The sequence below is a fragment of the Martinezella lusitana genome, from assembly GCF_900094565.1.
In the GTDB taxonomy this organism is placed as follows: Bacteria; Pseudomonadota; Alphaproteobacteria; order Rhizobiales; family Rhizobiaceae; genus Rhizobium; species Rhizobium lusitanum.
Map to the genome: position 1 here is coordinate 41066 of NZ_FMAF01000014.1, position 25663 is coordinate 66728.

A 25663-nucleotide genomic window follows, 5' to 3' on the forward strand; every position below is an offset into this window, starting at 1 on the left:
CTTCCAAAGTCTACGCTAGATAGCCGTTGCCGAGCGGATCGCTCGGATCGACAAGAAGGGTGCTTGCTGCGGTGATCCAGGCGGTACCCTCCACCTCTGCCACTATGGTCGGCTGCTCCGCTTTTGCGGAGTCGGGCCTTGCGACACCGTGATAGATCGTTCCGACGAGGCCTTCCTTGACGAAGCGCTCGCCAAAGCCGAGTTCGCCCTTGGCGACCAGCGTCGCCATGCGGGCGCAGGTGGCCGTGCCGCACGGCGAGCGGTCGAAGGAGCCGGCCGCCGAAATCGGCACGTTGCGATGCTGGGCCTGCGGATGGTTCGGCGCATCTGTCCAGACGATATTGCCGATAATCGGTTCTGCCCGTCCATCCGGGTCGGGAAGTCGCTCGGCAAGGGCGGCTCTGACGACGGATGCCGCCGCGATGAGCGCCTTGATCTTTGCGACATCGATGGTCGTCCGCGCGGCCGAGACCGGCAGGAAAGCGTACCATTGTCCGGCATAGGCGAGATCGACCGCGACCGCGCCGATGTCGGGAAGGTTGAGATCGACCGCCTTCAGAAAATAAGCCCCCTCGAAGACAAAGGCGACCGATTTGCATCGGCCTGTTTCCAACCGGGCGCGTAGGGGAACCCGCCCGCCCGGCGTTTGCAGGCCGAATTCAAACATGCCGGTAAAGTCTGGTGTCGGAGCCTGCACGAGGCCGAGCTCAAGCAATGTCGTTGCTGTCCCTATCGTCGCATGCCCGCACATGTCCGGATAGGCGGCGGCATCCATGAAGACAACGCCGAATTCGCCCCCGGGCCGATCCGGATGGATCAGCGCGACCGAGAACATCGAGCGATGCCCGCGCGGTTCCATGACCGAGACGGTCCTGACCCAATCCCGCTCATCGCGGAGCATGTCGCGCGCCACCAGCGGCGACATGCCTGCTTCCAGCCCATGTCCGGCAAGGATCACGCGTGTCGGCTGGCCGCAGGTATGGGAATCGACGACGTCGAGCACGCGTTGGTAGCTGTCCCGACATGTCAGCCGCTGTAGGGGATTGCTCAAGGGTTTTCTCCAGGCGAGGCGCCCGGTTGGAGCACCTCGCAGTTTTGCCGATGACCTTTCGCCGGCTTACTTGATCTTGTCCTTGAGCGCCGAGACGTCCTCCATCGTCATTTGGCTGTCGGTCGTCACCTTGCCGTCAACGATCTTCCAAAGGCGGAAGGGACCGGTGATATCACCATACTGATCGAAGGAGACCGGTCCGATGACGCCTTCGTAGCGGATCGGCTTGCCATCCTTGATGAGGCCGAGGCCCTTGGTGAATTCCTCCTTGCCGGCGTAGATCGGCGTTCCCTTCGGATCGACGACCTTGAACATGGCATCCTTGAGCTTGGACGTGTCGTCGCCGGTGATCGCGAGGGCAAGTCCGACGATGGCGCCGGCATCATAGGCGCGGTCGGCGGCCGGATTGGAGGGTTCGATGCCCGAGAAATCCTTGTAGTTCTTGTTGAAATAGTCGGTCGACGGCGTCGGTGTCGTGCCCGAGGACGTGCCATAGGCATCCTTCAGATAGTCGGCGCCGACGGAATCGATGAAGTCCGGGCTGTTCATGCCGTCATTGAGCAGGAATTTCTGCGGGCCACCCTGGGAGATCCAGGTGCGGGCGATCGTTGCGCCATCAACAGGCGTGCTGACCAGATAGAGTCCATCAGGGCTGCCGGCCATGCCGGCGGTGACTTCCGACGCGTAGCTCGACTGCTTCTCATTGTAGGGCGTGGTGGAGACGATCGTACCGCCGAGCGCCTTATAGGCCTTGGAGAATTCCGCGACCATGTTGACGCCGAAGTCGCTGTTAACGTGGATGATCGCCAGCTTCTTGAAGCCCTTGTCGATGGCATATTTGGCGGCGGCGATGCCCTGCAGTGAATCCGAGGTGATGGTGCGGAAGAAGATGCCGTTGGTCTTGCCGTCGCGGCCGAGTGCCGTCAGCGTCGGCGAGGAGGCGGCGGGCGATACCTGTACGATCTTGGCAGGCGCGGTCACCGAGGTCAGGATCGGGATGGTCACGGAAGATATAATGCCGCCGATGATGGCTGGCACCTTCTTGACCTGCACGAGCTGCGTCGCCGCGTCGACGGCGACATTGCCCTGGCTCTGGCTGTCGCGCGTATCCGTCACCAGATCGCAGCCATGCACGCCGCCGGCGGCATTGATGTCGCGGAAGGCCATCTCGACGGATTTTGCGCCAGCCTGGCCGTATTCGCCGGCCGGGCCGGTGAGTTCCATCACCAGGCCGACGGTTACCTTGCAGTCGGCAGCATTGGCAGCACTGGCCGCAGCCAGAAGAGCCAGGGCCGTCGTGATTTGAAATATCGTCTTTTTCATCTTTGTTCCCCTTGTTCGGTCAACGATTTTCATTGCGGTTTTTGCGAACCTGTCAGTTGTCCGGCATCTGCAGCCAGGTTTCATGCAGATGCTGCCATTCGACGCCGTTGGGTGCCGATGAACTTGCGGTGAAGAGAGCGCTTGCCTGGCGCCGGCTATGCTTGCCGGCGCGCCACTGCGCTTCCACATAGGTCAGAACGATCGTATCCGCCGTCTCGAAGCCGGCGCTGATATCGGTGATTTCGATGGTAAAGTCGCCGCGATAGGTCGCGCGATTTGCGCGGATCAGTTCGATGGTCTCCGCGCGGTTGAACAGGCGCCCGGTCGGCGGGATCATATGGAAGGACTGGCCAAAAGTGCGATCGCAACGGGCAAAGTCGACGCTATCGGCGGTCGCTGCATCATACCACTCCTCGAAGAAGCGATGGAAGGCAAGGACCTCTGCACGGGCCTTCTGAAAGAGCGGCGATTCCTGGCTCATATCTTCCCCGCATTCAGGTTGTAGTGCATGATCGAACCGTGCCTGCCGTTGCGATCCCGCTCCAGCATGTAGACGTCGCCTTCAGGTCCTCGGCTTTGGCTAATAATCGCAGCGATCTGCCTGCGGTCTTCGTCGTCAAGCGCGATGTCCATGATTTTCGCGTTGGCAAGCGCGTGTGCCTGATTGCGGGCGCCGACGATGACTGCGGCCACTTGCGGCTGCTCCAGCACCCAGGCGCTGGCAATCGTGGCGATATCGACGTCATAACGGCCGCCGATCGTCTTCAGCGTGCGGAGCAGCGACTGGAACAGATCCCAGCCGCCGAAATCGTCGATGATCAGCTTGTATTTGACCAGTGACCGGTTCTCGAGCGGCATGTCGGGTTCGGATTGGCCCAGCCATTTGTCGCTGAGGAAGCCGCCCGCCACCGAGCCGTAGCAAAGGAATTTCACGTTCTTTTCGGCCGCCAGCTGCGACAGGCCGTTGAGAGGTCGCTGGTCGAGAACCGAATATTGCAGCTGCTGGCTGACCAGGGGGATGCCGGCCTCAAGGATTTCGGCGATATGCGGGGTGTCGAAATTCGTCGTGCCGACATTCCGCACCTTACCTTCACGACGTGCCTCATCGAGCCAGCCGAGCGCGTCGAGATAGCCGGGCAGTGCATAATCCCACCAGTGGAACTGCACGAGATCGAGCTGCTCGGTCTTGAGCTTGCGCAAGGATTTGTCGACGATACCGCGGATATAGTCGCGGCTGATCGTGGCAAGCTTCTCCAGATCCGGCACGAGCTTGGTATGGACGTTCATGGCTCTTGCCGCTTCTGCGCCACGTTCATTGCGAAGCCGCTCGCGGGCCTCGCCGATCAGCTCCTCGACCCCGGTATAGATGTCGGCGCAATCATAGGTGCGGATCCCGACGTCGAAGGCGGCGATCAGGTCGGTGACGGCTTGGGAGCGATCGACGGCGCCATGTCCTCCGGCCAGCTGCCAGCCGCCGCGGATGACGCGCGAGATAGAATATCCGGGGCTCAGTTCGAACGTCTTGGCACTCATTTACGATCATTCTCCTTCAGGCAACGGCTCGGCCGTCGTGTCGGCATGGCTGAATCGCCGCTTACCTGTTCTGACGATCCGCAGCCGGCTCGCGCAATTCGGGTCGGGGCAGGCGATTTCCGCGTCCGAGGTCATCCAGTCATTCTTGTGGGTCGGCCGCTGCTTGGCCGCGAGCAGCGGCAACACGGCGGAGATCGAGTAGATCGAGAAGCCCTGACCCGGCGGCAGCGACAGCATCTCGCCCTTCAACTCGAAATAATCGCCAGGTTTGGCGCCGCAATAGATCGGCTTGCCTTCGGGAACGACCGCCTCGATCCTGAGGTCGAAGAGCTCGAAACTGTCGTCGGCTTCGGCTGCCATCTCAGATCTCCGCGCGCTCGAAGGTGACGTCGCAGGCGCCGTTGCGGCGGATGATGCCGCAGGCCGCGGCGAACTGCTCGCGCTCCTCGGGCCTGACCTGTGCGACGACGCTGCCGGCAAGCCAGCCGATCGGGAAAAGCAGACGAGCGCCCTGTCCGTAGAATAGGCCGATGTCGAAGATTGCGTCGGGATTGCCGCCCCACATGCGCGGCGGCACATAGCTCAGCACGATGTCGCCGGGCTGCGGCGTCAGCGTCGCATTCTCGGCTGGCAGGGCTGCGGCATAGGAGGCGCCCGTCAGGTGTGCGGGCGGGATCGGGCAGGAGATCTCCGGGCCGGTCCACATGGCGTGAATGCCGGCAACGATGCGCGCTTCACTGAGATAATCCCAGATAAAGGCTGCGTTGTCGGGCGCTTTGGCGTCGAGCATCGGTGCGAAAACGCTCAGGCTGGAGCGCGGTTCGGAAATCTTGATGGCGCGTTGGCTCATGCGGGTATGCCCTTCTTGGAATCGGCTTCCAGCTTGTTGCGCAGGAACACGAAGGGGCGGCTGATATCGGCGACCAGCGCTTCGCGTGCTTCCCTGGCGTTCTGTGCAGCCATCGCCTTAACGATCGTGCGGTGATAATGAGCGGTATCGACCTCGCCCGCCTCCGAAAAGGCATAGATGGCGACGCGGATGCACGGGCCCGACTGCAGCCACAGGCTCTCGATCATCGGGATCAAGACGGCCGAGCCGCAGGCGCGGTAGATTTCGAAGTGGAAGGCCTGATTGAGCGTCACCTCGCGGTCGACGTCCTTCTTGTGCTTCAGCGCGCGCATCTCATCCCATTCGCTGAGCATGCTCTCGATGGTGGAGATCAGGTGCGGGGTCATGCGGGTTGCGGCCAACGCAATGGCCTCGCCCTCGATCAGGATGCGGGCGCGCAACAGGTCATCCATGCGCTCGAGCGTGATCGGCGGTACACGCACCGAACGGTTGGGAAGGGCTTCCAGCGCCTTTTCGGTGATCAACCGGCCGAGAGCTTCACGTACCGGCATGGTGCTGGTCATCAGCGCATCGGCGAGCCCCCGGATCGTCAGTACCTGGCTGGGCTCGAACAACCCGCCGATCAGCGCGCGGCGCAACTCGGAATAGACGCGGTCCTGGACGGTCTCGCGGCCAACGGGCGCAAGCTGTGCGGCAATCGGATCGCTCTTTTCGGCGGTGGCCTTTTGCATTCGAAGTCCCTTTTTTGGCTTGCGGAGTGGATTAAAGCTGATTAGCGTGATCAATGCAAGTGTGATCACAAATCAAATAATCAGGGAGCGGCAACGACCGGCTTCCGGCCAGAGGGATCTCATGAGTACGACAACTGAACGGCATGGGGAGGAAGCCCGGCCTGTTCTGACGGCCAAGAATGTGGTGCGACGTTTCGGCGGCGTCACCGCAGTCAACGACGTTTCATTCCATGTGCGGCAAGGCGAGATTCTCGGCTTGATTGGTCCGAACGGCGCCGGCAAGACGACGATGTTCGATCTGCTGGCCGGCAGCGTTGCCCCGAGCAGCGGCGAGATCATTTTGAACGGTGCGCCGGTCGCAGGCGAGCCCGCGCATCGCCGCATAGGCCGTGGCCTCGGCAGGACGTTCCAAATTCCGCGCCCTTTCCCCAATTTGAGCCTGCTCGACAATGTCATGCTGGCGGCGCAGGGTCAGGCCGGCGAGCGCCTGCTGTCGAATTTCCTGCGTCCCTGGAAAGTTGCAGCGGAGGAAAAGGCGGCTCAGGCGAAGGCCATGGAACTGCTCGACCTCGTCCACCTGACGCGGTTGACGCATGAGCCGGCCAGGGTGCTTTCGGGTGGTCAGCGCAAGCTTCTGGAGCTTGCCCGCATCATGATGGCCGATCCCGCGCTCATCCTGCTTGACGAACCGGCCGCCGGCGTCAATGCGACCCTCCTGGAGACCATCATCGACCGCATCCGCGACATCAACCAACGCGGCGTCACTTTTCTTCTGATCGAGCACAATATCGATATGGTCACGCGCCTTTGCCACCGCGTGCTCGTCATGGCGAGCGGCCAGCTTCTTTGCGAGGGCACGCCGGACGAGGTCGCCCGCGATCCGCGCGTCATCGAAGCCTATCTCGGAGGCGCGGCATGAGCGAGCCTGTCCTCATCGTTCGCGATCTCGTCGCCGGCTACGAGCCGGGCGTACCGATCGTACGCGGCGCCTCCATCACGGTCGCTGAAAAGGAGATCGTCGTCGTCCTCGGCCCCAATGGCGCCGGCAAGTCGAGCTTCATCAAGGCGATTGCCGGCCTGGTGCCGATCGAAAGCGGCAAAGTGGAACTCTCTGGCAATGATATAACGAGCGCGCCTGCTCACAATATGGTGCGGCTCGGTCTCGCTTTCGTGCCGCAGACGGAAAATGTCTTCCCACTGATGTCGGTGGATGACAATCTGAGGGTCGCTGGCGGCATCTTGAAGGCGAAAGAGGTGCCTGTTCGTATCGAGGAAATGTACGCAACCTTCCCGGATTTGGCCCGTCATCGCCGCATCGCAGCCGGCAATCTCTCGGGCGGTCAGCGGCAGATGCTGGCCGTCGCGCGTGCCCTCATCGTGCGCCCAAAGCTGCTCGTACTCGACGAGCCATCGGCAGGTCTCTCGCCCAAATTCGTTTCGATGGTCTTCGAGATGCTGACTGATATCCGCAAGTCGGGCGTCACCATTCTCCTCGTCGAACAGAATGCGAAGGCCGCCCTTTCGATCGGCAACCGCGCCTATGTCCTCGTCGAAGGCAAGGACAGGCATGAAGGGGTGGCGTCCGAGCTGTGGAACGACCCCGTCGTCGCCGAGCTCTATCTCGGCCAACGCCCAACCGTCTCTAAAGCAGGAGGTGCGGCATGAACCTGCAATTCATCGTCGATGGTCTGCTGACAGGCTCGATGATCGGCCTTGGTGCCATCGGCGTGACACTGACCTACTCGATCCTGCGCTTTTCCAATTTCGCCCACGGCGATTTTATGGCCTGGGGCACCTATGCGACCCTTGCCGTTGTCAGCGCCATTGGCGCTATCTTCGGCAAGGTCGCGCCGATCGGACCACTTTCCTTCGGCTGGCCGCTGATCGTTGCGGTAATAATTGCCATGGGCTTTACCGGACTTCTCGCTCTGGCGCTGGATAAGGTCCTGTTTTCCAGGCTTCGCTCCAAGGGGCAGTCGATCATTGTCGTCATGGCAAGCTTCGGCGCCTCCATGGCCTTGCGCAGCTTGCTCGAATTCCTCTTCACCTCGCGGCCGACCTATTTCAGCCGTGCCATCCAGATCGCCATGCCTGTCGGTTTAGGCATTCGCATCACGCCCGACCAGATCGTGCTTCTGATCGTCACGGCTTTGCTGGTTCTCGGCGTGCATCTGCTGATCACGAAGACGCAGACCGGCCGCTCCATGCAGGCGCTCAGCCAGAACCCGGCGCTTGCCCGCGTCGTCGGCATCGATGTCGCCAAGGTCGTTCGCGTCACCTGGCTGATTGGCGGCGGTCTTGCCTGCGTTGCCGGCGTCATGATCGGCATTCTCGTGCAGATCCGTCCGCTGATGGGTTTCGACATGCTGCTGCCGATGTTCGCAGCCGCCATTCTCGGCGGCATCGGCAGCGTGCCGGGCGCTGTTCTCGGCGGCCTGATCATCGGCCTTGCCGAGGCCGGTGCGGTGCAGCTTATCGGCGCCGAATGGCGCGCCGCCGTCTCCTTCATCATCCTGATGGCGGTGCTGTTCATCCGGCCGATTGGCCTTTTCGGAGTGAAGGAGCGATGATGGACATTCTTGGCTATGGCGCCTTCTTCCTGACGACGGCGCTGATCTTTTCCTTCATTACCCTCGGACTGAACCTGCAATGGGGTCTGACCGGTCTCTTCAACGTCGGCCTTGCCGGCTTTGTCGCCATCGGAGCCTATACGTCGGCGCTTCTGACCACTCCGGACGCCGCCGGTCGCTTCGGCGGGTTCGATCTGCCGATCGCTGTCGGTTGGCTCGGCGGGATGATCGTTGCCGGTCTGGCTGCTGCTATCATCGGGGTCGCCACGCTGCGGCTGAAGTCGGACTATCTTGCGATCACCACCTTCGGCGTTGCTGTCGTCGTCCAGCTCGTGGCGTTGAACGCACAAAGCCTGACGGGCGGCCCCTTCGGCATCGGCTTCATCCCGCGTCCCTTCGCAAGCCTTGCCGAAACGCCATTGCTCTTCAATTTTGCCAATCTTGGCGTCGTGGCGATCGTGATGCTGGTCGTCTACCTGGCTCTCGAGCATCTGTCGCACAGCCCTTGGGGACGCGTGCTGAAGGCGCTCCGCGAAGATGAACGTGCCGCCGTTTCTCTCGGCAAGAGCGCGCGCTTTTATCGCGTGCAGGCCTTTGCCGTTGGCGGAGCCATCATGGGGCTTGCGGGGGCCCTACAGGCGCATTTCGTCGGCTTCATCGCGCCGGACAATTACGTTCCGATCCTGACCTTCCAGGTCTGGGTGATGCTGATCGTCGGCGGCTCGGGCAGCAACAAAGGCGCCGTTGTCGGCAGCATTCTTGTCTGGGCGATCTGGGCAGGGTCTGGCGCGCTGACGAGCGCGCTCGTCTCGCCGGAACAGCAGGCTCGCGCAGCGTCCCTGCAGATCGTGGCGATCGGCGTGATGCTCTGCGTCATCCTGTTGGTGCGTCCAGGCGGGCTCTTCGGTGATATGCCGCGGCGGCGGCGTGCAGCCGCGCAACAGCCTTCGCTTGCTGCAGATGAAAGCGGTGTGTCCTGACGTACGCGGAAGGCGGGCGCTGAGCAAATCCGCGCCGCCTGTTGGTTTCGACGATATTGCCGACATGACAGATGCAGGCTTTGCCAATCCTTGATAGCATCGGCATTGCAGAGGCAATCCAGCGTCGTGAGCTGATGGACCCTAAAATGGTCGGTTGATGTCGCTGCCGCGCACGTGTGATTTTCGGCGAGAATCGACGAGAAAGTACATGGTTTCATATACAAAATTTCATTTACATATAAACCGAAATGTGATGATCTTGATGCGCCGGTGTCCTTATGGCCGGCTGCAATGGGGAGTACGTCGCGCAGGCGAAATATCACACAAATAGAACGGGGAATGACCGCATGCCTTATGATGTCATCATTGTCGGTGCCGGAGCCGCGGGCGCAGTGCTTGCCGGCCGGTTGACGGAAGACCTAAGCAAGAAGGTGTTGTTGCTGGAGGCCGGCCCCGACTATCGCAGCAGCGGACAGCCAGCCGAAATGGAAAGTCCGAACCCGTTCAACCTCCTTTTGCCGCGCCGCTTCCAGGAAGCCTACATGTATCCGGATTTGATGGCGCGCCGGACGAAAAGGCAGCCGCATCGCGTCTATTGGCGCGGCAAGGGCATGGGCGGCTCGACCGCCGTCAACGGTCAGATTGCCATTCGCGGCCTGCTCCATGCCTTCGACCGTTGGGCCGATATCGGCTGTAACGGATGGTCCGGTACCGATGTGCTTCCATTCTTCAACCGGCTCGAGGACGATCCTATCGATGCGGACTACCATGGTCGCGGCGGGCCGACACCGATTTATCGCGCGCCTGTCGATACATGGGGCAATGTCGATAGGGCGATGCGCGACAGTGCGCTGGCTCTCGGCCATAGCTGGAACGATGACCTGAATGACCCTGAAGCCGAAGGCGTGTGCTGCTATCCGATCAATAGCCGCAATGGCAAACGCGTTTCGGTCAATGATGCCTATCTGGAGCCGGCGCGCGGCCGTGCCAACCTGACGATCGTCGGCTCGACGACCGTCGACAAGGTCATTCTTGATGGCCGCAGGGCGACGGGGGTGAGCGCCATCGTCAATGGTCAGGCGAAGACATTCCTTGCGCCGCTCGTCATTCTCTCGGCCGGTTCCATTCACTCGCCCGTCATTCTGCAGCGCTCCGGCATCGGCCCGGCGACATTGCTTAGAAAACGCGGCGTCGAGGTTGTCGCTGACTTGCCGGTCGGCGAGAATTTCTTCGATCATCCCTACTGCCGCATCGAACTGAAGCTGAAGAGCGAGTTTAAGGCGACCGATGTCAACGCGCGCCATACCAATTGCTGCGTGCGCATGAGCTCGGGTCTTCCAGGCGCGCAACGCGACGATATTCTCTTCGTGTCGATGAACCACGGTGGTATCGGCGTCGAATCCGACAGCGCCCAATTCGGCGAGGCAATGATCAATCTGATCCTCATGGAGGCCAAGAGCCGCGGCTCGGTCAGCCTCCGCTCGGTCAATCCGCTCGATCAGCCCGTCGTCGAGGAGAACATGCTGTCCCATCCGCTCGATCTGGCGCGCATGCGCGCCGGTTACCGCCATCTCGGCAGGATGGCAGCGCAGGCGCCGATCCAGGCCATCACCGAAGGCATATTGCTGGGTGATTCCGATCTGCCGCTCTCCTGGCTCGACACTGCCAGCGATGTAGCGGTGGAGGATTTCCTGCTGACGCAATCTTCCGATGCACAGCATGGTATCGGTGGCTGCAGCATGGGGCGTGCCGGCGCCGGCGTCGTCGATCCGGAATGCCGCGTCAACGGCTTCGAAGGTCTGCGCGTCATCGATGCGTCGATCATGCCGCTCGACTGCCAGGCCAACACCAATCTCACCACCATCATGATAGGCGAGAAGATGGCTGACAGCCTGCGAGGGGCTGTCCATTGAAAGCGGAGGGCGGACGCATGGCGATGGATGCTTACGAACGGCTGAGTGCCCTGGGGCTCACGCTGCCGAAGACGCCGAAAGCGGCGGGCAATTATATTCCGGCCAAGTTGTGCGGTGAGATGCTCTATCTCGCCGGGCAGGGGCCGCAACGCCCTGACGGGTCCTGGTGCGTCGGCAAGGTCGGCAAGGATGTGAGCTTGGAGGAAGCCTATCAGCATGCGCGCCTCGTCGGCCTGCAATTGCTCGGCGTCATCCACGATGCCGTCGGCGATCTCAACCGTGTCGAGGTGATCAAGCTGCTCGGTATGGTCAATGCGGTTCCCGAGTTTGCCGATCATCCGAAGGTGATCAATGGAGCATCGGATCTGCTCATCGAAGTGCTGGGTGAGGCGGGCCGTCACGCTCGTTCCGCCGTCGGCATGGGATCCCTGCCGAACGGCATCACCGTGGAGATCGAGGCTATCCTGCGCGTGCTGCCGCGCGACTGATTTTTGACTGTTTTCCCCAACTGGCCTTCGTTTGCTCTGTGTGCGAAGGCCATTTTTTTATTGCGGCCCGGCGTGTTGCCGGGCCGGCAGCATTCCTGCTTATCGCGAAATATCGATCGTCATCGTCTTCAGATCGCACATTTCCATGAGTGTGTGCCGGCCGCCTGTGCGGCCAAGCCCGCTCCGCGTTCCGGCTGCGCCGCCGGCGGGAATATGCGGCTCCCAATAGCAGCTTTTCTCATTAACGTTGACGATGCCGACGCGAAGGCTTTCGGTAAAGAAGAAGGCCCTCTTGATCGTGTTGGTGAATACTGCCGCCGACAGGCCGTATGGGCTGGAGGCCGCGAGCTCCAAAGCCTCCTCATCCGTATCGAACGTCAGCACCGGGGCGACCGGGCCGAAGGATTCCTCGGTGTTCAAAAGGCTCTCGCGTGTCAGTCCGGTCACGACTGTCGGCTCGAAATAGAGGTTGGTCGGCAATCCCACGGCTATGCCACCGCCGGTCACGACGCGTGCCTGATGAGCATGCGCATCGGCCATATGGCTCAGCATCTTGTCGAGCGATGCCGCATTGTTGAGCGGCCCCATCGTTGTCGACGGGTCGAAGGGATCGCCCATGCGCACCTTGCCGGCCGCGTTCATCAGCCCATCCACGAAGCGATCATGCACGGATCTATGCACGAGAACCCGCTCGGTCGCGGTGCAAATCTGCCCTGCATTGGCAAAGCACCCCGCGCCGATCTCGGCCGCCGCCATGTCGATATCGGCGTCGGCAAGCACGATGGTCGGACCATTGCCGCCCATCTCGAGCAGCAGCGGCTTGCCGGCGCCACGGCGAGCGATTGTCGCGCCTGTGGCCGAGCTACCGGTGAAGCCGATGGCATGTATGCCCGGGTGGATGACGGCCTCATCGCCAACTTCCGCGCCATCGCCGAGAACGAGGTTTATGACACCATCAGGCACATCGGCCTCGATCATGCATTCCATCAGCGCTACAGCGATCAGCGACGTCGTCGGCGCCGGAACCCAGACGACGCTATTGCCGGTCGCGACGGCCGGGCCGAGATAATAGAGGCAGGGCAGGGCGGCGGGGAAGTTCCATGGCGTGATGATGGCGAAGACGCCCTTCGGCTGCAGGAAGCTGAAGGCGCGCTTGTTGGCGTCTGCGACCGGGAAGGCAGCCGTTTCCAGCCATTTGATCTGCTCGGCAGCATTGCGGAAGCCGAGGGCTGCTGCGGCAATCTCGCCTTTGGCCTCGGCGTGGAAAGGCTTGCCCTGTTCAAGGCACAGAAGCCGGGCGAGTTCCTCGGCGCGGCGATCGATTTCGTCGGCGATCTTCATGCAAAGGGCCGCGCGCGCAAAGACGCCCATCTTGCGCATGGTTTCGCGCGCGGCCTCTGCGGCTGCCACCGCGCGCCCGACATCGGCGCGGGTCGACAGCGCCAGATATCCCAGTCTCTCGCCCGTTGCCGGACTGTCGACCGCAAGAAAGGTGCCGGTGCTGCCGGCAACCCATTCCGAACCGATCCGGTTCTTGCCGACGCGCGCGCCCGATTCCGTCTCGCTGACGATCGGCATGCCGCGCAGGTGCGGACCGTCGATCGAGGATTTGAAATGGAATGTCATGAAGGCCTCCTTTGACCGTAGTCCTTTTGGATTCTGAGGATCGTGGCGCGGCTACGCTCGACGGCGGCGGCAAACAGCGTTTCTCCGGCTTGCCGGGATGCTTCCGATGGTGTGCCGATGACGCCATTGTCCCGGATGGTTTCGAACGGCCTCCACACGGTAACGGCAGAGCCGGCAAACAGATGCGGATCCGGCCAGGAGGGCGGTGTCGTGCCCTCCGGAATCAACGGTTCGCGGACGCTTGCCGGCACGACATGCATCATCAGGGAGGTTTCGAGCGCACAGGCATGGCCGGTGCCGCCGGCCGCATCGGGCAGGACCTCGGCCGCTATGTCGGCGATAAGGTCGAAATAAGAGAAGCCGGCTGACGTGATGCCGCGCTGCCCGAGCTTGGTGATCGCCACCTGCATGGCAGCGCGGTTGCCGCCATGGCCGTTGAGGATGACGGGGAGAAAGCCGTCCTCGGAAAGGCAGGTGCAGAGATCGACCAGAACGGCGATGAATGTGTCGGGGCTGAGACTCATCGTTCCCGCGAAAGCGCGATGATGATGGGAGGAGCCATAGGCCAAAGGCTCGCAGACGCGCATACCCTCTTCGCCTTCAGCCGTAGCGAGCGCGACGGCATGGGCAAGCCAGATATCGACGCCGAGTGGCAGATGCGGGCCGTGCTGTTCGACGGCGCCGACAGGCAATATTGCGACCTGTCGTTTCCGTCCGCTTTTGCTCAGCGCCTTCGCGTCCGGCGAGGTCATGAAGGCAAAGCCGGTTGTGTGCTTGATGGTGGCATCGTCACGAGAGGAGGTCATCGTGAAGCCTCCACGAGGCGAGCCTTCGCGTGTGTCATGGCGGCGTCGGCAAGAAGCGCGGCGATGATGATGGCGCCCTTGTAGAGCTCCAGGCTCGATGGGTCAGTACCGAAGATGCGCAGGGCCGTCGTCAAAAGGCTGACGATCAGCGCGCCGACCACGGCGCCCCAGACCGTGCCGCGGCCGCCGAAGATGCTGGTGCCGCCAAGAACGGCCGCTGCGATCGCATCCAGCAGCAGTGATGTTCCGCCGATATTCGGCGTGACGACGGGAACCCGGCTGATCATGATGAAAGCCGTCAGAAACACGAAAAGGCCGGATGCGCAGTAGACGAGGATAAAGTGTCGCGTGACCGGGATGCCGGCCAGTTCTGCCGCCGCGGCATCGGAGCCGAGGGCGTAGGTTCTTAGCCCGAAGGCGCTGCGGCGCATCAGCACGGCGGCGACGAGGATGATGGCGAGCGTTGCGAAGATGACGTTCGGTATGCCGAGGGTGCGTTCGATGCCGATGAACTTCAAGGCCGGCTCACGCAATACCAGCACGCCCTTGGAGGCGACGCCGAGCGTCGCGCCCTGCAGCGCCACCATGGTGGCAAGCGTCGTCACGAAGGGCGGGATTCTCAGCAGCGCGATGACGAGGCCATTCACCAATCCGACGAGGAGCATGACGACCAGCGCGATCACCAGGGCAGCAGGCAGGCCGAGCCCGGAATCGATCAAGGTCGCGATCAGCACGGCGCAGAAGGCAACGCCTACGCCGGCCGACAGATCGATGCCGGCGGTCAAGAGCACAATCAGCGCGCCAAGGGCGAGCACCGCAACCGGTGTTGCCTGCGACACGATATTGATCAGGCTCTGCGTCGAGATCACGCGCGGATCAGCGGCCGAGAAGACCGCCAGCAGCACTGCGAGCAGGATGACCGGTGAAAGATCGAGGATACGCCTCAGCCGCAGATTGTTTGTCGTTGTCATCATCTGTCCCGCCTCAAATGTGCCAGTCTTCCACCGCTTCGCGCTTGCCGGTGTCGACGCTGCGCAGGATGGCGTCATTGACGGCAACAGCCCTCAAGGCATCCTCGACCGGCATGACGAAGGGTTTTTCGAATCGGACCGCCGAAATGAAATGCCTGACTTCCTCGTAGAGATCGCCGACGATATGTCCGTTCGTCGTCGGCCAGTGCTGGCTATCAGGCAAAGACCAGGAGCCGCGCGATAGCAGCCGCAGACCATGGTCGCGGACATCGAGATCGATCAGGCCATCGGTGCCGACGACTTCGGTGCGCGCCCATATGCCGGTCGGAGCGGTATCCGGCAGCGTCCAGCCGAAATAGAGCTGGCCGCTCATGCCGTTCGACATTTCGACCGTCGAGAAAATCGCGTCCTCCGAAGCGATGCCGAGCGAGGGCATGAGCTTGGAGACTGCGCGCGAGTAAACCGAGGTGACGTCGGCGCCGCTGATCCATTGCAGCATGTCGATGTCATGAATGCCCAGATAGAAACAGACGCTCGACTTGCCGTTCATCCGCTGGCCGACGTCGCGCTTGGTGAAACGGCCGCTGCTGGCATGGATCGGCTGGCCGATGCGGCCTTCACGCACGGCAACTGCTGCCTCGCAATAGCGGGGATCGAAGCGAAGAATATGGGCGACGAGCAGGCGCGCGCCGCTTCTCTTCGCCGTTCTTGCAATGGTCTTGGCCGCGTCGAGCGTATGGGCCATCGGCTTTTCGAGAAGGACTGGTTTGCTTGCCTCGAGGAGTTCGCAGGTGACGGCCTCATGCAGCCGGTCGGGTGCGGCGACGATATAGGCATCCGCCGCGCCGGCGCTGAGCGCGGACGCCACATCTGCGAAATGAGGAACACCGAATTCATCCGCTGCCTGTCGGCCGAGTTCGACATTCGGATCGATGATGGCGGAAACCTCGGCAAGGTCGCTATCGGCCACCACGCGAGCATGCAGACGTCCCATGAAGCCAGCGCCGACGATCGCTATGCGCAGTCTGCTCATAAAACCTCCTCACGCAACGTGTTGCGGTGCGCTCTGGGCGTCATTCGGATTGATATTCGGGGGCTGAATAGTTTCGCTGAAGGCGAGCGCCATCACGTCCTCTTCGCTGGCGCCGCGCCCGAGTTCGCCGACCGAACGCCCCTCGCGCATGACAATGATGCGGTCGGCGACGCCGAGCACTTCGGGCAATTCACTCGATACCATCAGGATGGCGGCGCCCTGCCGTTTCAGCTCGGCGATAAGGTGGTGCAGCTCGGACTTGGCGCCGACGTCAACGCCGCGCGTCGGCTCGTCGAGCAGGATGATCTGCGGCTTCGTCGCCAGCCATTTGCCGATGACGACCTTCTGCTGGTTGCCGCCGGAAAGCTCGATTGTCCGCTTGTCCGGCTGTGCCGGCCGCACACCGAGGGAGGCAATCAATTCGCCCGCCAAGCGGCTGATCCGGCGCGGCGACAGCAGGCCGAAGCGGCTATTGCCGCGTATCCAGGCGAGCGAAAGGTTGTCGCGGATGGACATGGTGCCAACAAAGCCTTCGAGGTGCCGGTCCTCCGGGATATAGACGATGCCGGCGCGGTTCGCCGCCTTGATGTCGCCGCCGGATTGCCCCTTGCCAAAGATCTCGATGGACCCGCCGTGCAGCGTTTCTAGACCGGCGATCAACCGCAGCACTTCCGAACGGCCGCTGCCCATCAGTCCGGCAATCGCAACGATCTCGCCGCGATGGACGCAGAGCGAGGCGGATTTCAGCAGCTTGCCGTTCGAGGCATCCAGCACCTCCACCGCTTTTTCGCGAATATCGGCCTTTAGATAGGGGAAGATGTCGCCGAGATCGCGGCCGACCATCATCGAGACGATCTCCGCTTCGTTGGTCAGCCGCGTCTGCCGTTCGCCGATGAACTTGCCGTCGCGCAACACGACCACGCGGTCGCACTGGCTGAAGATTTCCTCCATCTTGTGCGAGATGTAGAGAATTCCCGCTCCGCGTTGCCTGAGCTTGGCGATAAGCTCATAGAGATGATCCCGCTCGCGATTGGAAAGCGCGCTCGTCGGCTCGTCCATGATGAAGAGCCAGGCGTCGGACAGGACGGCGCGGGCGATCTCCACCATCTGCTGGCGGCCAACGGAGAGGGTCCGCAGTTCGGCATCGATGTCGATATCGAGCGACAGCTCCCGCATGATCGCGGCGGCTTCGCGCCGCATGCGGCCACGGTCCAGCAGGCCGAGGCGCGTATGCGGCTCGCGGCCGACGAAGAGGTTCTCGGCGACCGTCAGATCGGGCGAAAGGCTGAAATGCTGATGGATAACGCTGATGCCCTCGGCATCGCTCGGTGCATGAAAATCGACCAGACGACCGTCGATGGCGATATCGCCTTCATCGGGCCGGTAGACGCCGGAAATGCACTTTACCAGCGTCGATTTGCCAGCACCGTTCTCGCCGGCGAGCGCTACGACCTCGCCCGACGATATAGCGAATGAAACGCCGTCCAATGCCTTGACGCCGGGGAATGACTTGCCGAGGGCGCGCAGCTCTATGCGCCGACCCGCCGGCGCTTTCGCCGCGCCATTCTGAGGCGGAGCGGCCTTTGTCGCCTGGCTTTTGCGCCGGCCGCTTTTGACGAATGCAGTGATGCTCTCCGGCTGGCTGGCCAGCACCGCAACGAGAATAAGGGCGCCGGTGATGTAGTAGATGACGATCTGCGGCACCTGGAGAAAGGAAAGCCCGGTATTGATCACGCCGAGAAGCAATGCCCCGATCGCGGTGCCCCAGATGGAGCCTTGCCCGCCTGAAAGCTTGGTGCCGCCGACGATCGCTGCCGTGATGGCGGTGAATTCGAGGCCGGTGCCGGCCAGCGGCTGGGCCGAGCCGAGACGGCCGATCGTCAGGATGGCGCCGAGCCCGGCGGTGGCTCCGGCGATGAGATAAACCGAGATGCGCACAAGGCCGACCGGCACCATGGAGGCCCGCGCCGCATCGGCATTGCCGCCGACGGCATAGATCCAGCGGCCATAGACGGTGCGGGCAAGGACGAACCACCAGGCAAGCAGGCAAACGGCTGCGACGATGATGGCAGCTGGAATGGGACCGAGGCTTTCGCGCCCGGCATAGAGAACGATGGGATTGTCGATCGCGATGCTCGATGCGCCCGAAAGGCTGAGCGAAAGCCCGCGTGCGAAGGCCATGGTCGCGAGCGTTGCAATGAAGGGAGAGATGCCGGCAAAGCCGATCAACACGCCGTTCAGCAGGCCTATGACGGAGCCGGCCAGGATCGCGGTCAGGAGTGTCGCCGCAGCCGAGCCGGTCGCTGCATAGACGAGACCGGCGGCCACACCGGAAAACGCCAGCGTGCTGCCGACGGAGATATCGATGCCGCGGGCAATGATAACGGCCGTCATGGCGAAGGCGATGAGTGCGATGACGGCGCTCTGCTGGGCGATGCTCACGAAGTTGCCCGCCGTCAGGAACCGCGGGTCGATCCAGCCGAAGACGACGACGGCAATGGCAAGAACGATCACCAGCACCGGCTCGTTGCGGCGGAGCAGGGATGAAATCCGGTTTTGAAGCATGGTCGGCCGCCTCTCGAACACGATGCGCATCGCCCGGAGGGGCGAGGATTCAGGATGTTCATGGAGTGGGGACCGCCGGTACGGATGCGTACCGGCAGCCCTGCGTCGGACTTATTTCCCGACGGTCATTGCCGAGGTCGGAACCTTCGGTCCAAGCTGCTCCGTATAGTTCTTGGCTTCCACCGCTTCCTTGTCGGTGTTGATATGCTCGAAATTGAGGCCGGCCTTCTTCAGTTTTTCCGCTGTCGCGTCCGAGGTCACGAAATAAGTCGGCATAAAGAGATCGTTCGGCATTTTCTCGCCGTTGGCAAGACGTGCGGCGACCGCAATGTTCCAATAGCCGACGCGATAGGCGCCGGTGAGCACATCCATGACCATCTTGCCGTTGTCGATCAGATCCTTCATCTCGGCATCGCCGTCATAGCCGCCATAGATCAGGTTGATGTTCATCGAGCTGGCAACGGAATCGGCGGCAAGGCAAAGGCTGTCGGAAATGCATGCGATGGCTTTAAGATCCGGATAGGTCGTCAGCCATGTCTGCGCGGCGTTGGTTGCCTTGGCGGCATCCCATCCGGTCGGCTCGATGCCGACGATCTTGATCTTCGGAAACTCCTTCTTCATCGTTTCGACGAAGCCCTTCTCGCGCGTATCTGAAACGAAGTTGCCGCGAGAGCCGACAAGCAAGGCGACTTCGCCCTCGCCGCCGAGCGACGTGCCGACGGCACGGGCGACCATCGACATATTGTCATAGTCGGGATAGAGCGTCGAATAGTTGCCGCCGGCCTCGACCTTGTTGCCCATGGTGATGACCGGGATGCCGGCAGCCAGCGCCTTCTTGATGGCAGGAACGACAGCATTCTTGTCGATCGGGTCGATCAGAATGGCGCTGACGCCCTGGTTGACGAAATTCTCGATAATGCCTACCTGCTTTTCCAGGCTGCCCTCGGCGCTCTGCCAGGTGGCCTTTACGCCATAGTCCTTGCTGGCGACATCGCCGGCTTCCTTCATGCGGACGAAGAACGAGTTTTGCAGGTCGATCGCTGCCAGGCCAAGAACCTTGTCCTTGGCGATCGATGGTGTTGCAAGCGCAAGCGCGAGCAGGGCGACGGATGCTTTCAGAAGTGCGCGCATGTTTCTGTTCTCCTCTGCCTTGAAGGCTTTTCGTGATCATGGCGGGCGATTGTCTCGCCTCTTCTTCACATTCCGCCGATCAGGCATTCGTCCCCAGTGACGCGTCCTGTCGGCGACTATGGCGCTTTGCGCTCATTCTTATACAGCACTTTCTAAATGTGCTAGAATTATTCAACCTTTACGCGTTAAAGCCATCGACTCCCGAGCCGCAGACGAGGCCGGCGATGCGGGCTCCGGGTGGCGGCACGAGGGCTCCCGACATGACGGCGGCCAATGAGGCAGCGCCGCTCAAATCCGCAGCGATACCGAACTCGAACCATAGCAGTGCAGCGGCACGTTGCATGGCATCGTCGTCGACCAGAACGATATCATCGACATTGCGCCGTGCGATCTCGTAGATGCCCTCGTCTGTGCGGCCGCAGGCCATCGTTGCGACCCTGGTGGTGACCTCGGCAAGACGCACGACCCGGCCGGCATCGAAGCAGGCGCGCAGCGTTGGCGAGCCGACAGGCTCGACGCCGATGATCCGCGCCTTCGGATTGACCGTCTTGATGACCTGGGACATACCGGCGATCAGGCCGCCACCGCCGATTGCGACGATGTAGAGATCGGCCTCGGGCAATTGTTCCACCATCTCCAAAGCCACCGTTCCCTGGCCTGAAACGATGGCCTCGTCCGCAAAGGGATGCATGCAGAATGCGCCTTGCCGTTCGGCAAAGGCAAGTGCGGCCTCCTGTGCCTCGTCCCATACGTTGCCGGCACGGCGAACCTCCGCGCCCCAGCGACGAAGCTTCTCTTCCTTGATGGGACTGGCATTGCTCGGCAGAAAGATCGTTGCCGGAACGCCGGACTGATGCGCCATGTAGGCGGTGGCGAGACCATGATTGCCGCCGGAGGCCGCCACGAGGCCCCGCTGAATTCGCTCAGGCGGCAGCGACCTTACGCGATTTGCCGCGCCGCGAATCTTGAAGGAGCCGCTCACCTGCAGGCATTCGAGCTTCAGGTGGAAATCGTTGCGCAGATCGAAGCCGGCGCAATGCTCGAGCTTGATCGTCGGCGTGCGGCGTACGAAGGGGGCGATGCGAAGGGCGGCGGCCTTGATATCCTCATAGCTCATTGCTCAACGCCTCCGGATATTCGTTGGCAAGCACGAAACAGCAATTGCCGGGGCGGACCCGGCCGGGCTGGCGCTTGGCGAAAACGATACCATCGATCGGATGATGGAGGATGACGGGTTCCCGGGCCGGCGAGCGCAGGAAATGGATCCGGCCCGCGATCTCGCCCTTCTTGACGGCGGTGCCGAGCTCGCTGATCGGCTCGAACACGCCGTCGTCCTCGGAAAGTACGTAGCCCTCCGTGCCCGGCACCTTCAGTACCCGCGCATTGGCGCCGGCCGGTACATCCGGCGCGCCTTTCAGCACGCCCGCATGCTTGAGGATATTGCGGATGCCACGTCGGCAGATGGTGAGCGCTTCCTGGCTGACGAGGCCGCCGCCGGCCATCTCGCTGCCGATGACGATCAGGCCCTGCTGGTTGGCTGCCGCAGTCGACGTACGGGTGTCGCCGAGATTGTCGATCATGACGACGGTCGGTGCGCCGAAGGCGAGGGTGGCCCTTATGTTGCGCCGATGCCCCTCCGTCGTCGGAGACGGCTCGATGATGGCGCTTGGGAGGATCATCAGCGACGATCCGCCGGAGTGGAGATCAAGGAAATAGTCCGCGATGGGAAACAGACAATCGTTGACATAGGCGGCAATCTGGCTTGTCAGCGTGCCGTTGAAATCGCCGGGAAAACTGCGGTTGAAATTGAGCCCGTCGATGGGCGATGTCCGCTGGCCGGCCTCGACGGCACGCACGTTGATGGCCGGGATCGCGATGATGCGTCCGGCCACGTCGGCGGGATCGATTTCGCGCAGCAATTCGCCGAGCGCGATCGGCCCTTCATATTCATCGCCATGGTTGCCCGCTTCGATCAGCACCGTCGGCCCGGTACCGTTCTTGACGACGGCGATCGGCACCTGAACGACACCCCAGGCATCGTCATGCGGCGATTGCGGCACGCAGAAATAGCCGATCTGCTTGCCGGAGCGATCGAGATCGACTGAGGTGAAGATGCTGTTGCGACGCGGTGTCAGCGGCTTTCGCTCCGAAGCGCCCGATTTTACCACACTGAAATTTGTCATGGCGTCCGCTCATCTATCTTGCTGGAGGTATCATGGCGGTTTTATATATGGTGTCAAGTTTGAATATGAAACGAATGACAAGCGCTACTGCAGTTCCTATGGTTGGTGACCCATGGAGGATTCGATTCATGAGCAATGGTTCCAATGAGGGCGGCAAGCTTTCCTACTCGGCTCCAGCCCTGACGAAGGGGTTGGAAGTCCTGGAACTGCTTGCCGAGGCCGACACGTCCCTGACGATGAAGGCGATCGCCGACGGCTTGGGCCGTTCGAAGAATGAGATCTTTCGCATGCTCGTTGCCCTGCAGGAACGCGGATACATAGAGCGCGATGCCGAGACGGATGCCTTTTCGCTGACGGACCGGCTTTTCAAGCTCGGGCTGCATACGCCGAGCACCCAGGACCTGATGACGGCGGCGATGCCGGAGCTGTCCACGATCGCGCTGGAAAGCCAGCAGTCGCCCCATCTCGTCGTCATCAGCCACGGGCTGACCGTCGTCACCGCCGCCGTGCCCGGCGGCGAGGACATGTCGTTCACGCTGAGGCTGGGTTACGGTCGGCTCGCAACGGATTCAACCTCCGGCCAGGTGATCCTTGCCTTCCAATCACCCGCCACGGCGAAACGGATCATCGATGAATGCCAGGCGCGCTCAGCCGCACCGATCGACCGCAAGGCGCTGGACAAGCAGCTGACGGCCATACGCCGAAGAGGCTACGAGCTGCATAACAGCCGTGACTTCGTCGGCATTACGGACATTTGCTGTCCCGTCATCGATGCCGATGGCAATGCCATCGCGTCGATTATCATCGCCTATATCAATCGTCATACGCGGGAAAGCCGCCACGCCGCCACGCTCAGCGTCCTGCAAGCCGCCTGCGACCGCATCTCCGCGCGGCTCTCGCCGCGTCTGCGCTCGCCCAAGGAGATGGGTGCTGGCGGTTGATGCATGTCGAGGCATGTCGCGTCGGTGATATCACGCGATAGGCCATAGAGAGGATCGACCGGATGAGTGCCGCTGCAGGACATGATCGCATCGAACCGCAAGAGGTTGCGAGCCTGTTGAGCGCCATGGTGTCGATCCCCAGCATCAATCCCGACTTCCTTCAGCCGAGCTTGCCGGCGGGCTGGTTCGGCGAGGCAAAGCTGGCCACGTTCATCGCCGACTGGTTGAGCCGCGAGGGGATCGAGGTCGCGATGGAGGAGGTCCTGCCTGGACGCCCCAATGTCGTCGCCCATCTGCGTGGCCGGCCAGGAGCGCCGGCGATGATCTGGGAAGGGCATACCGATACGGTTCAGGTGGAGGGCATGGCGTCGCCCTTCCAGCCGCGCATCGAGGGCACGAGGCTCTATGGCCGAGGTTCCGTCGACGACAAGGGATGCCTCGCCATGTTCATGCTGGCTATGCGGGCGCTGAAAAGGCGCGGCTGCGGCTGCGATCTCACCTTCGTTGCCGCGATCGATGAAGAGACGACCTTTCGGGGCGTTCAGCACCATGTGCGTGCTCACCAGCCCTATGATCTCGGCGTTGCCGGCGAGCCGACCAGCCTTGCCATCGTCCGCGCCTGCAAAGGTGTCATTCGCTGGGTCATCGATGTGCGGGGGCGGGCAGGGCACGCGTCAAAGCCTGAGGACAGCGTCGACGCCTTGGCCGTTGCTGCCGATCTCCTGCACCATCTCCGTGGCTACATGCGCGCGACCGATCGAACGCATCCGCTGCTTGGCCGTCGCAGCCTGACCTGCACGCTGATGCAGGCGGGCGAAGGAGCAAACACCGTGCCGGGTCATGCTTCCTTGACCTTCGACTTCCGCACCCTGCCTGATCAGACCGGTGATGAAGCCTGGCAGGAAATCGCTGACGTGGTGAACGCCTTTGCGCGGGGTCATGCCGCCGGCGCCGACATTCTTATGCAGGCTCCGTTCGTCGATTCCGTGTCGATGGAAGTCTCGCGAGATGCGCGCATCGTCCGGGAGCTGTCGGCGGTTCTCGCTAAGGCGGGTCTGCCTCATGAGGCTATCGGCGTGCCGTTCGGCTCGGATGCCTCCAAGCTTACGCGCGCGGGAACGCCGACCGTGATCTTCGGTCCCGGCCGGATCGAACAGGCTCACGCCGCCGATGAGCATGTCGACATGGAGGAGGTCGCGCGGGGCGCCGATATCCTCGTCTCGCTGGCAAGCGGGCTCTAGCCGCGCCTAGCCCTTGACCGCACCTGCCGTCATCGAGCCGGACAGCTGCCGATACATCACGATACCGAGCAGCGCCGGCGGCAATGCTCCGAGGATCATGACCGCCGATGCCATGCCCCACTGCACGCCGCCGCCGCTGGCGGCAAAGAAGAAGGAGGCGCCGACGGTCATAGGCACGGCGCGGCTGGTCGTCAGCATCAGCCCGAAGAGAAACTCGTTCCAGGCGGTGATGAAGCCGAAGATGAAGGTGGTTACAAGCGTCGGGCGGATCACCGGGCGAATGATACGGATCATGATGTCGAAGACGCTTGCTCCATCGACGGTCGCGGCCTCGTCGAGCTCCACCGGCACGTCTGATATCGCGTTGACCAGCATCACCAGAGCCAGTGGAATGTTGACGATCGTGAAGATGAGGCCGAGGCCGATCTGCGTGTCGAGCAGGCCGAACCATTGATACATCATATAAAGCGGGATCGCGAAGACGATCAGGGGAACGGCGCGAAGGTTGATGACGAGCGGAAGCAAGAGCTTTTGGCCGGTCTCGCTGCGCGCGATCACATAGGCCGCAGGGAAGGCGAGCAGGATCGCAAGGGTCGTGCCGATGAGGGCAGCTGCGGTGCTGTTGGCGAGATAGAGGAAGATGTTGAAGCGCTCGGTTTCCGTCAGCACCTTCAGATAATTGTCGAGGGTCGGTTGCTCGATCCATAGGCCGGGATTGCCGGCGATCTCGCGCGTCGTCTTGAACGAGGTGATAAGGGTGACGAGGACGGGGAAGTTCATGGCAAAAACCACGAGGCCATAGACGATCCAGCGCAGCGACTTAAGCATCCTATCTTTTCCTTCGGGCGCTCAGCCAGTTCAAGCCGTAGAGGACCAGCAGCGAGCTGATGAACAGCACGACGGAGGCCGCTACCGCCTTGCCGATGGCGCCTTCCTTGAAGAAGGCCTGGTAGATGTAGATCGAAAGCGACGTCGTCGATCCGCCGGCGCCGCTGCCGGTCAATGCATAGACGTTGTCGAAAACGCGGAAGCCGTCGATGAAGCGTATGAAGAAGGCGACCGTCAGCGTTGGAAGCATCAGCGGCAGGTCGATGCGCCACAGCCGCTGCAGGCCCGTGGCGCCGTCGAGGGCGGCCGCCTCGTGGACGTCTTCGGGAATGGCGATATAGGCGACGTAAAAAAGCAGGAAGGCGAATGGCGTCCATTGCAGCACTTCGATCACGATGAGCGTGCGAAAGGCATTCGCATAATCGAGGAAGGCCGGGCTGTCGCCGAACCATTCGAACAGGTAATAGGGCACCGGTCCGGCGAATTCATGCAGCACGAGGCGGTACATCAGGCCGACCATGGCGGGCGCGACCATCAGCGGCAGCATCAAGGGTGCCATCAGTACCGGCCGTGCCGACAGGAGCGGCTTTAGGAAAATCGCTAGGAAAAGGCCGAGCAGGCACTCCGAAACCGCCGTGATGATGCCAAAGCGCAGCGAGAACCATACCGATTGCCAAAATGCCGCGTCCGTCAGGGCCGCGGCATAGTTGCCGAAGCCACTGATCTGAGGGCTGCGCAGCGTTTCGAATGAGACCGTGGAGACGGAATAGAGAAGATTGAGAAGTGCCGGAAAGCCGAGGAACAGCAGAAGAAACCCGACAAGCGGTGCCAGGTAGAGCCTGCCTTCGGCGCGTTTTACGAGAGCCATATTGTCAGCCACAGCGGCCGGATGCCGTAGA

General features: G+C 62.1%; 25 protein-coding genes. 8 read left to right on the forward strand and 17 right to left on the reverse strand.

What is annotated here, in order from left to right; translation table 11 throughout:
* Positions 1-10: 10 nt before the first annotated feature.
* The 7 genes from GA0061101_RS23870 to GA0061101_RS23900 form a co-directional block, all read right to left on the reverse strand.
* On the reverse strand, positions 11-1051 hold the full coding sequence (locus GA0061101_RS23870; RefSeq protein WP_037197626.1) for a proline racemase family protein: 1041 nt from the start codon (positions 1049-1051) through the stop codon (positions 11-13).
* 66 nt (positions 1052-1117) lie between these two features.
* Entirely contained in the window at positions 1118-2374 is a 1257-nt protein-coding gene (locus GA0061101_RS23875) for an ABC transporter substrate-binding protein (protein ID WP_037197628.1), read from the reverse strand.
* A 52-nt stretch (positions 2375-2426) separates the two neighbouring features.
* Positions 2427-2855: a hypothetical protein gene (locus GA0061101_RS23880; RefSeq protein WP_037197630.1), complete on the reverse strand. Its 429-nt coding sequence runs from the start codon at positions 2853-2855 to the stop codon at positions 2427-2429.
* On the reverse strand, positions 2852-3907 hold the full coding sequence (locus GA0061101_RS23885; RefSeq protein WP_037197631.1) for an aldo/keto reductase: 1056 nt from the start codon (positions 3905-3907) through the stop codon (positions 2852-2854). Before GA0061101_RS23885 ends, GA0061101_RS23880 begins: the two co-directional genes overlap by 4 nt.
* Positions 3908-3913: 6 nt before the next feature.
* Complete coding sequence (locus GA0061101_RS23890; RefSeq protein ID WP_037197632.1) at positions 3914-4267, reverse strand: TIGR04076 family protein; 354 nt, start codon at positions 4265-4267, stop codon at positions 3914-3916.
* 1 nt (position 4268) lies between these two features.
* Complete coding sequence (locus GA0061101_RS23895) at positions 4269-4757, reverse strand: DUF3830 family protein (RefSeq protein ID WP_037197633.1); 489 nt, start codon at positions 4755-4757, stop codon at positions 4269-4271.
* Positions 4754-5488 carry a GntR family transcriptional regulator gene (locus GA0061101_RS23900; RefSeq protein WP_092575211.1) on the reverse strand — a complete coding sequence of 245 codons (735 nt, stop codon included), beginning with the start codon at positions 5486-5488 and terminating at the stop codon, positions 4754-4756. Before GA0061101_RS23900 ends, GA0061101_RS23895 begins: the two co-directional genes overlap by 4 nt.
* 121 nt (positions 5489-5609) lie before the next feature.
* On the opposite strand from GA0061101_RS23900, the gene GA0061101_RS23905 reads away from it, so the two are divergent.
* The 6 genes from GA0061101_RS23905 (at position 5610) to GA0061101_RS23930 (ending at position 11439) form a co-directional block, all read left to right on the forward strand.
* A complete protein-coding gene (locus GA0061101_RS23905) occupies positions 5610-6407 on the forward strand; it encodes an ABC transporter ATP-binding protein (RefSeq protein WP_037197634.1) in 798 nt (265 codons plus the stop codon).
* Complete coding sequence (locus GA0061101_RS23910; protein ID WP_092575212.1) at positions 6404-7153, forward strand: ABC transporter ATP-binding protein; 750 nt, start codon at positions 6404-6406, stop codon at positions 7151-7153. The genes GA0061101_RS23905 and GA0061101_RS23910 overlap by 4 nt, the downstream gene beginning before the upstream one ends.
* On the forward strand, positions 7150-8058 hold the full coding sequence (locus GA0061101_RS23915) for a branched-chain amino acid ABC transporter permease (RefSeq protein ID WP_037197637.1): 909 nt from the start codon (positions 7150-7152) through the stop codon (positions 8056-8058). Before GA0061101_RS23910 ends, GA0061101_RS23915 begins: the two co-directional genes overlap by 4 nt.
* The gene (locus GA0061101_RS23920) at positions 8055-9038 is read left to right on the forward strand and encodes a branched-chain amino acid ABC transporter permease (RefSeq protein ID WP_037197639.1); all 984 of its coding nucleotides are present in this window, start codon (positions 8055-8057) and stop codon (positions 9036-9038) included. Before GA0061101_RS23915 ends, GA0061101_RS23920 begins: the two co-directional genes overlap by 4 nt.
* A 347-nt stretch (positions 9039-9385) precedes the next feature.
* On the forward strand, positions 9386-10951 hold the full coding sequence (locus tag GA0061101_RS23925; RefSeq protein WP_037197641.1) for a GMC family oxidoreductase: 1566 nt from the start codon (positions 9386-9388) through the stop codon (positions 10949-10951).
* Between the two features lie 23 nt (positions 10952-10974).
* A complete protein-coding gene (locus GA0061101_RS23930; RefSeq protein ID WP_051963622.1) occupies positions 10975-11439 on the forward strand; it encodes a RidA family protein in 465 nt (154 codons plus the stop codon).
* Between the two features lie 99 nt (positions 11440-11538).
* Here the strand turns inward: GA0061101_RS23930 and GA0061101_RS23935 are convergent, their stop codons facing one another.
* From GA0061101_RS23935 to GA0061101_RS23970, 8 genes are all read right to left on the reverse strand, one after another.
* Positions 11539-13065, reverse strand: coding sequence for an aldehyde dehydrogenase family protein (locus GA0061101_RS23935; protein ID WP_037197643.1), 1527 nt, complete (start codon positions 13063-13065; stop codon positions 11539-11541).
* The gene (locus GA0061101_RS23940) at positions 13062-13871 is read right to left on the reverse strand and encodes a creatininase family protein (protein WP_051963608.1); all 810 of its coding nucleotides are present in this window, start codon (positions 13869-13871) and stop codon (positions 13062-13064) included. Before GA0061101_RS23940 ends, GA0061101_RS23935 begins: the two co-directional genes overlap by 4 nt.
* Positions 13868-14845, reverse strand: coding sequence for an ABC transporter permease (locus GA0061101_RS23945; RefSeq protein WP_197072767.1), 978 nt, complete (start codon positions 14843-14845; stop codon positions 13868-13870). The genes GA0061101_RS23940 and GA0061101_RS23945 overlap by 4 nt, the downstream gene beginning before the upstream one ends.
* A gap of 10 nt (positions 14846-14855) precedes the next feature.
* On the reverse strand, positions 14856-15875 hold the full coding sequence (locus GA0061101_RS23950; RefSeq protein ID WP_037197645.1) for a Gfo/Idh/MocA family protein: 1020 nt from the start codon (positions 15873-15875) through the stop codon (positions 14856-14858).
* A 9-nt stretch (positions 15876-15884) separates the two neighbouring features.
* Entirely contained in the window at positions 15885-18440 is a 2556-nt protein-coding gene (locus GA0061101_RS23955; RefSeq protein WP_051963627.1) for an ATP-binding cassette domain-containing protein, read from the reverse strand.
* A 111-nt stretch (positions 18441-18551) separates the two neighbouring features.
* Complete coding sequence (locus GA0061101_RS23960) at positions 18552-19571, reverse strand: sugar ABC transporter substrate-binding protein (protein ID WP_037197646.1); 1020 nt, start codon at positions 19569-19571, stop codon at positions 18552-18554.
* 178 nt (positions 19572-19749) lie between these two features.
* Positions 19750-20688, reverse strand: a complete 939-nt coding sequence (locus tag GA0061101_RS23965) for a threonine ammonia-lyase (RefSeq protein WP_037197647.1) — start codon at positions 20686-20688, stop codon at positions 19750-19752.
* Entirely contained in the window at positions 20678-21754 is a 1077-nt protein-coding gene (locus GA0061101_RS23970; protein ID WP_092575214.1) for a succinylglutamate desuccinylase/aspartoacylase family protein, read from the reverse strand. Before GA0061101_RS23970 ends, GA0061101_RS23965 begins: the two co-directional genes overlap by 11 nt.
* A 128-nt stretch (positions 21755-21882) precedes the next feature.
* Between GA0061101_RS23970 and GA0061101_RS23975 the strand changes: the two genes are divergently transcribed.
* Positions 21883-22695: an IclR family transcriptional regulator gene (locus GA0061101_RS23975; protein ID WP_051963613.1), complete on the forward strand. Its 813-nt coding sequence runs from the start codon at positions 21883-21885 to the stop codon at positions 22693-22695.
* Positions 22696-22757: 62 nt separating this feature from the next.
* Complete coding sequence (locus GA0061101_RS23980) at positions 22758-23936, forward strand: M20 family metallopeptidase (RefSeq protein ID WP_037197648.1); 1179 nt, start codon at positions 22758-22760, stop codon at positions 23934-23936.
* Positions 23937-23942: 6 nt separating this feature from the next.
* Here the strand turns inward: GA0061101_RS23980 and GA0061101_RS23985 are convergent, their stop codons facing one another.
* Together GA0061101_RS23985 and GA0061101_RS23990 are read right to left on the reverse strand one after the other, a co-directional pair.
* Positions 23943-24764, reverse strand: a complete 822-nt coding sequence (locus tag GA0061101_RS23985) for a carbohydrate ABC transporter permease (RefSeq protein WP_037197650.1) — start codon at positions 24762-24764, stop codon at positions 23943-23945.
* A 1-nt stretch (position 24765) separates the two neighbouring features.
* Entirely contained in the window at positions 24766-25632 is an 867-nt protein-coding gene (locus GA0061101_RS23990; RefSeq protein ID WP_037197746.1) for a carbohydrate ABC transporter permease, read from the reverse strand.
* Positions 25633-25663: the final 31 nt, after the last annotated feature.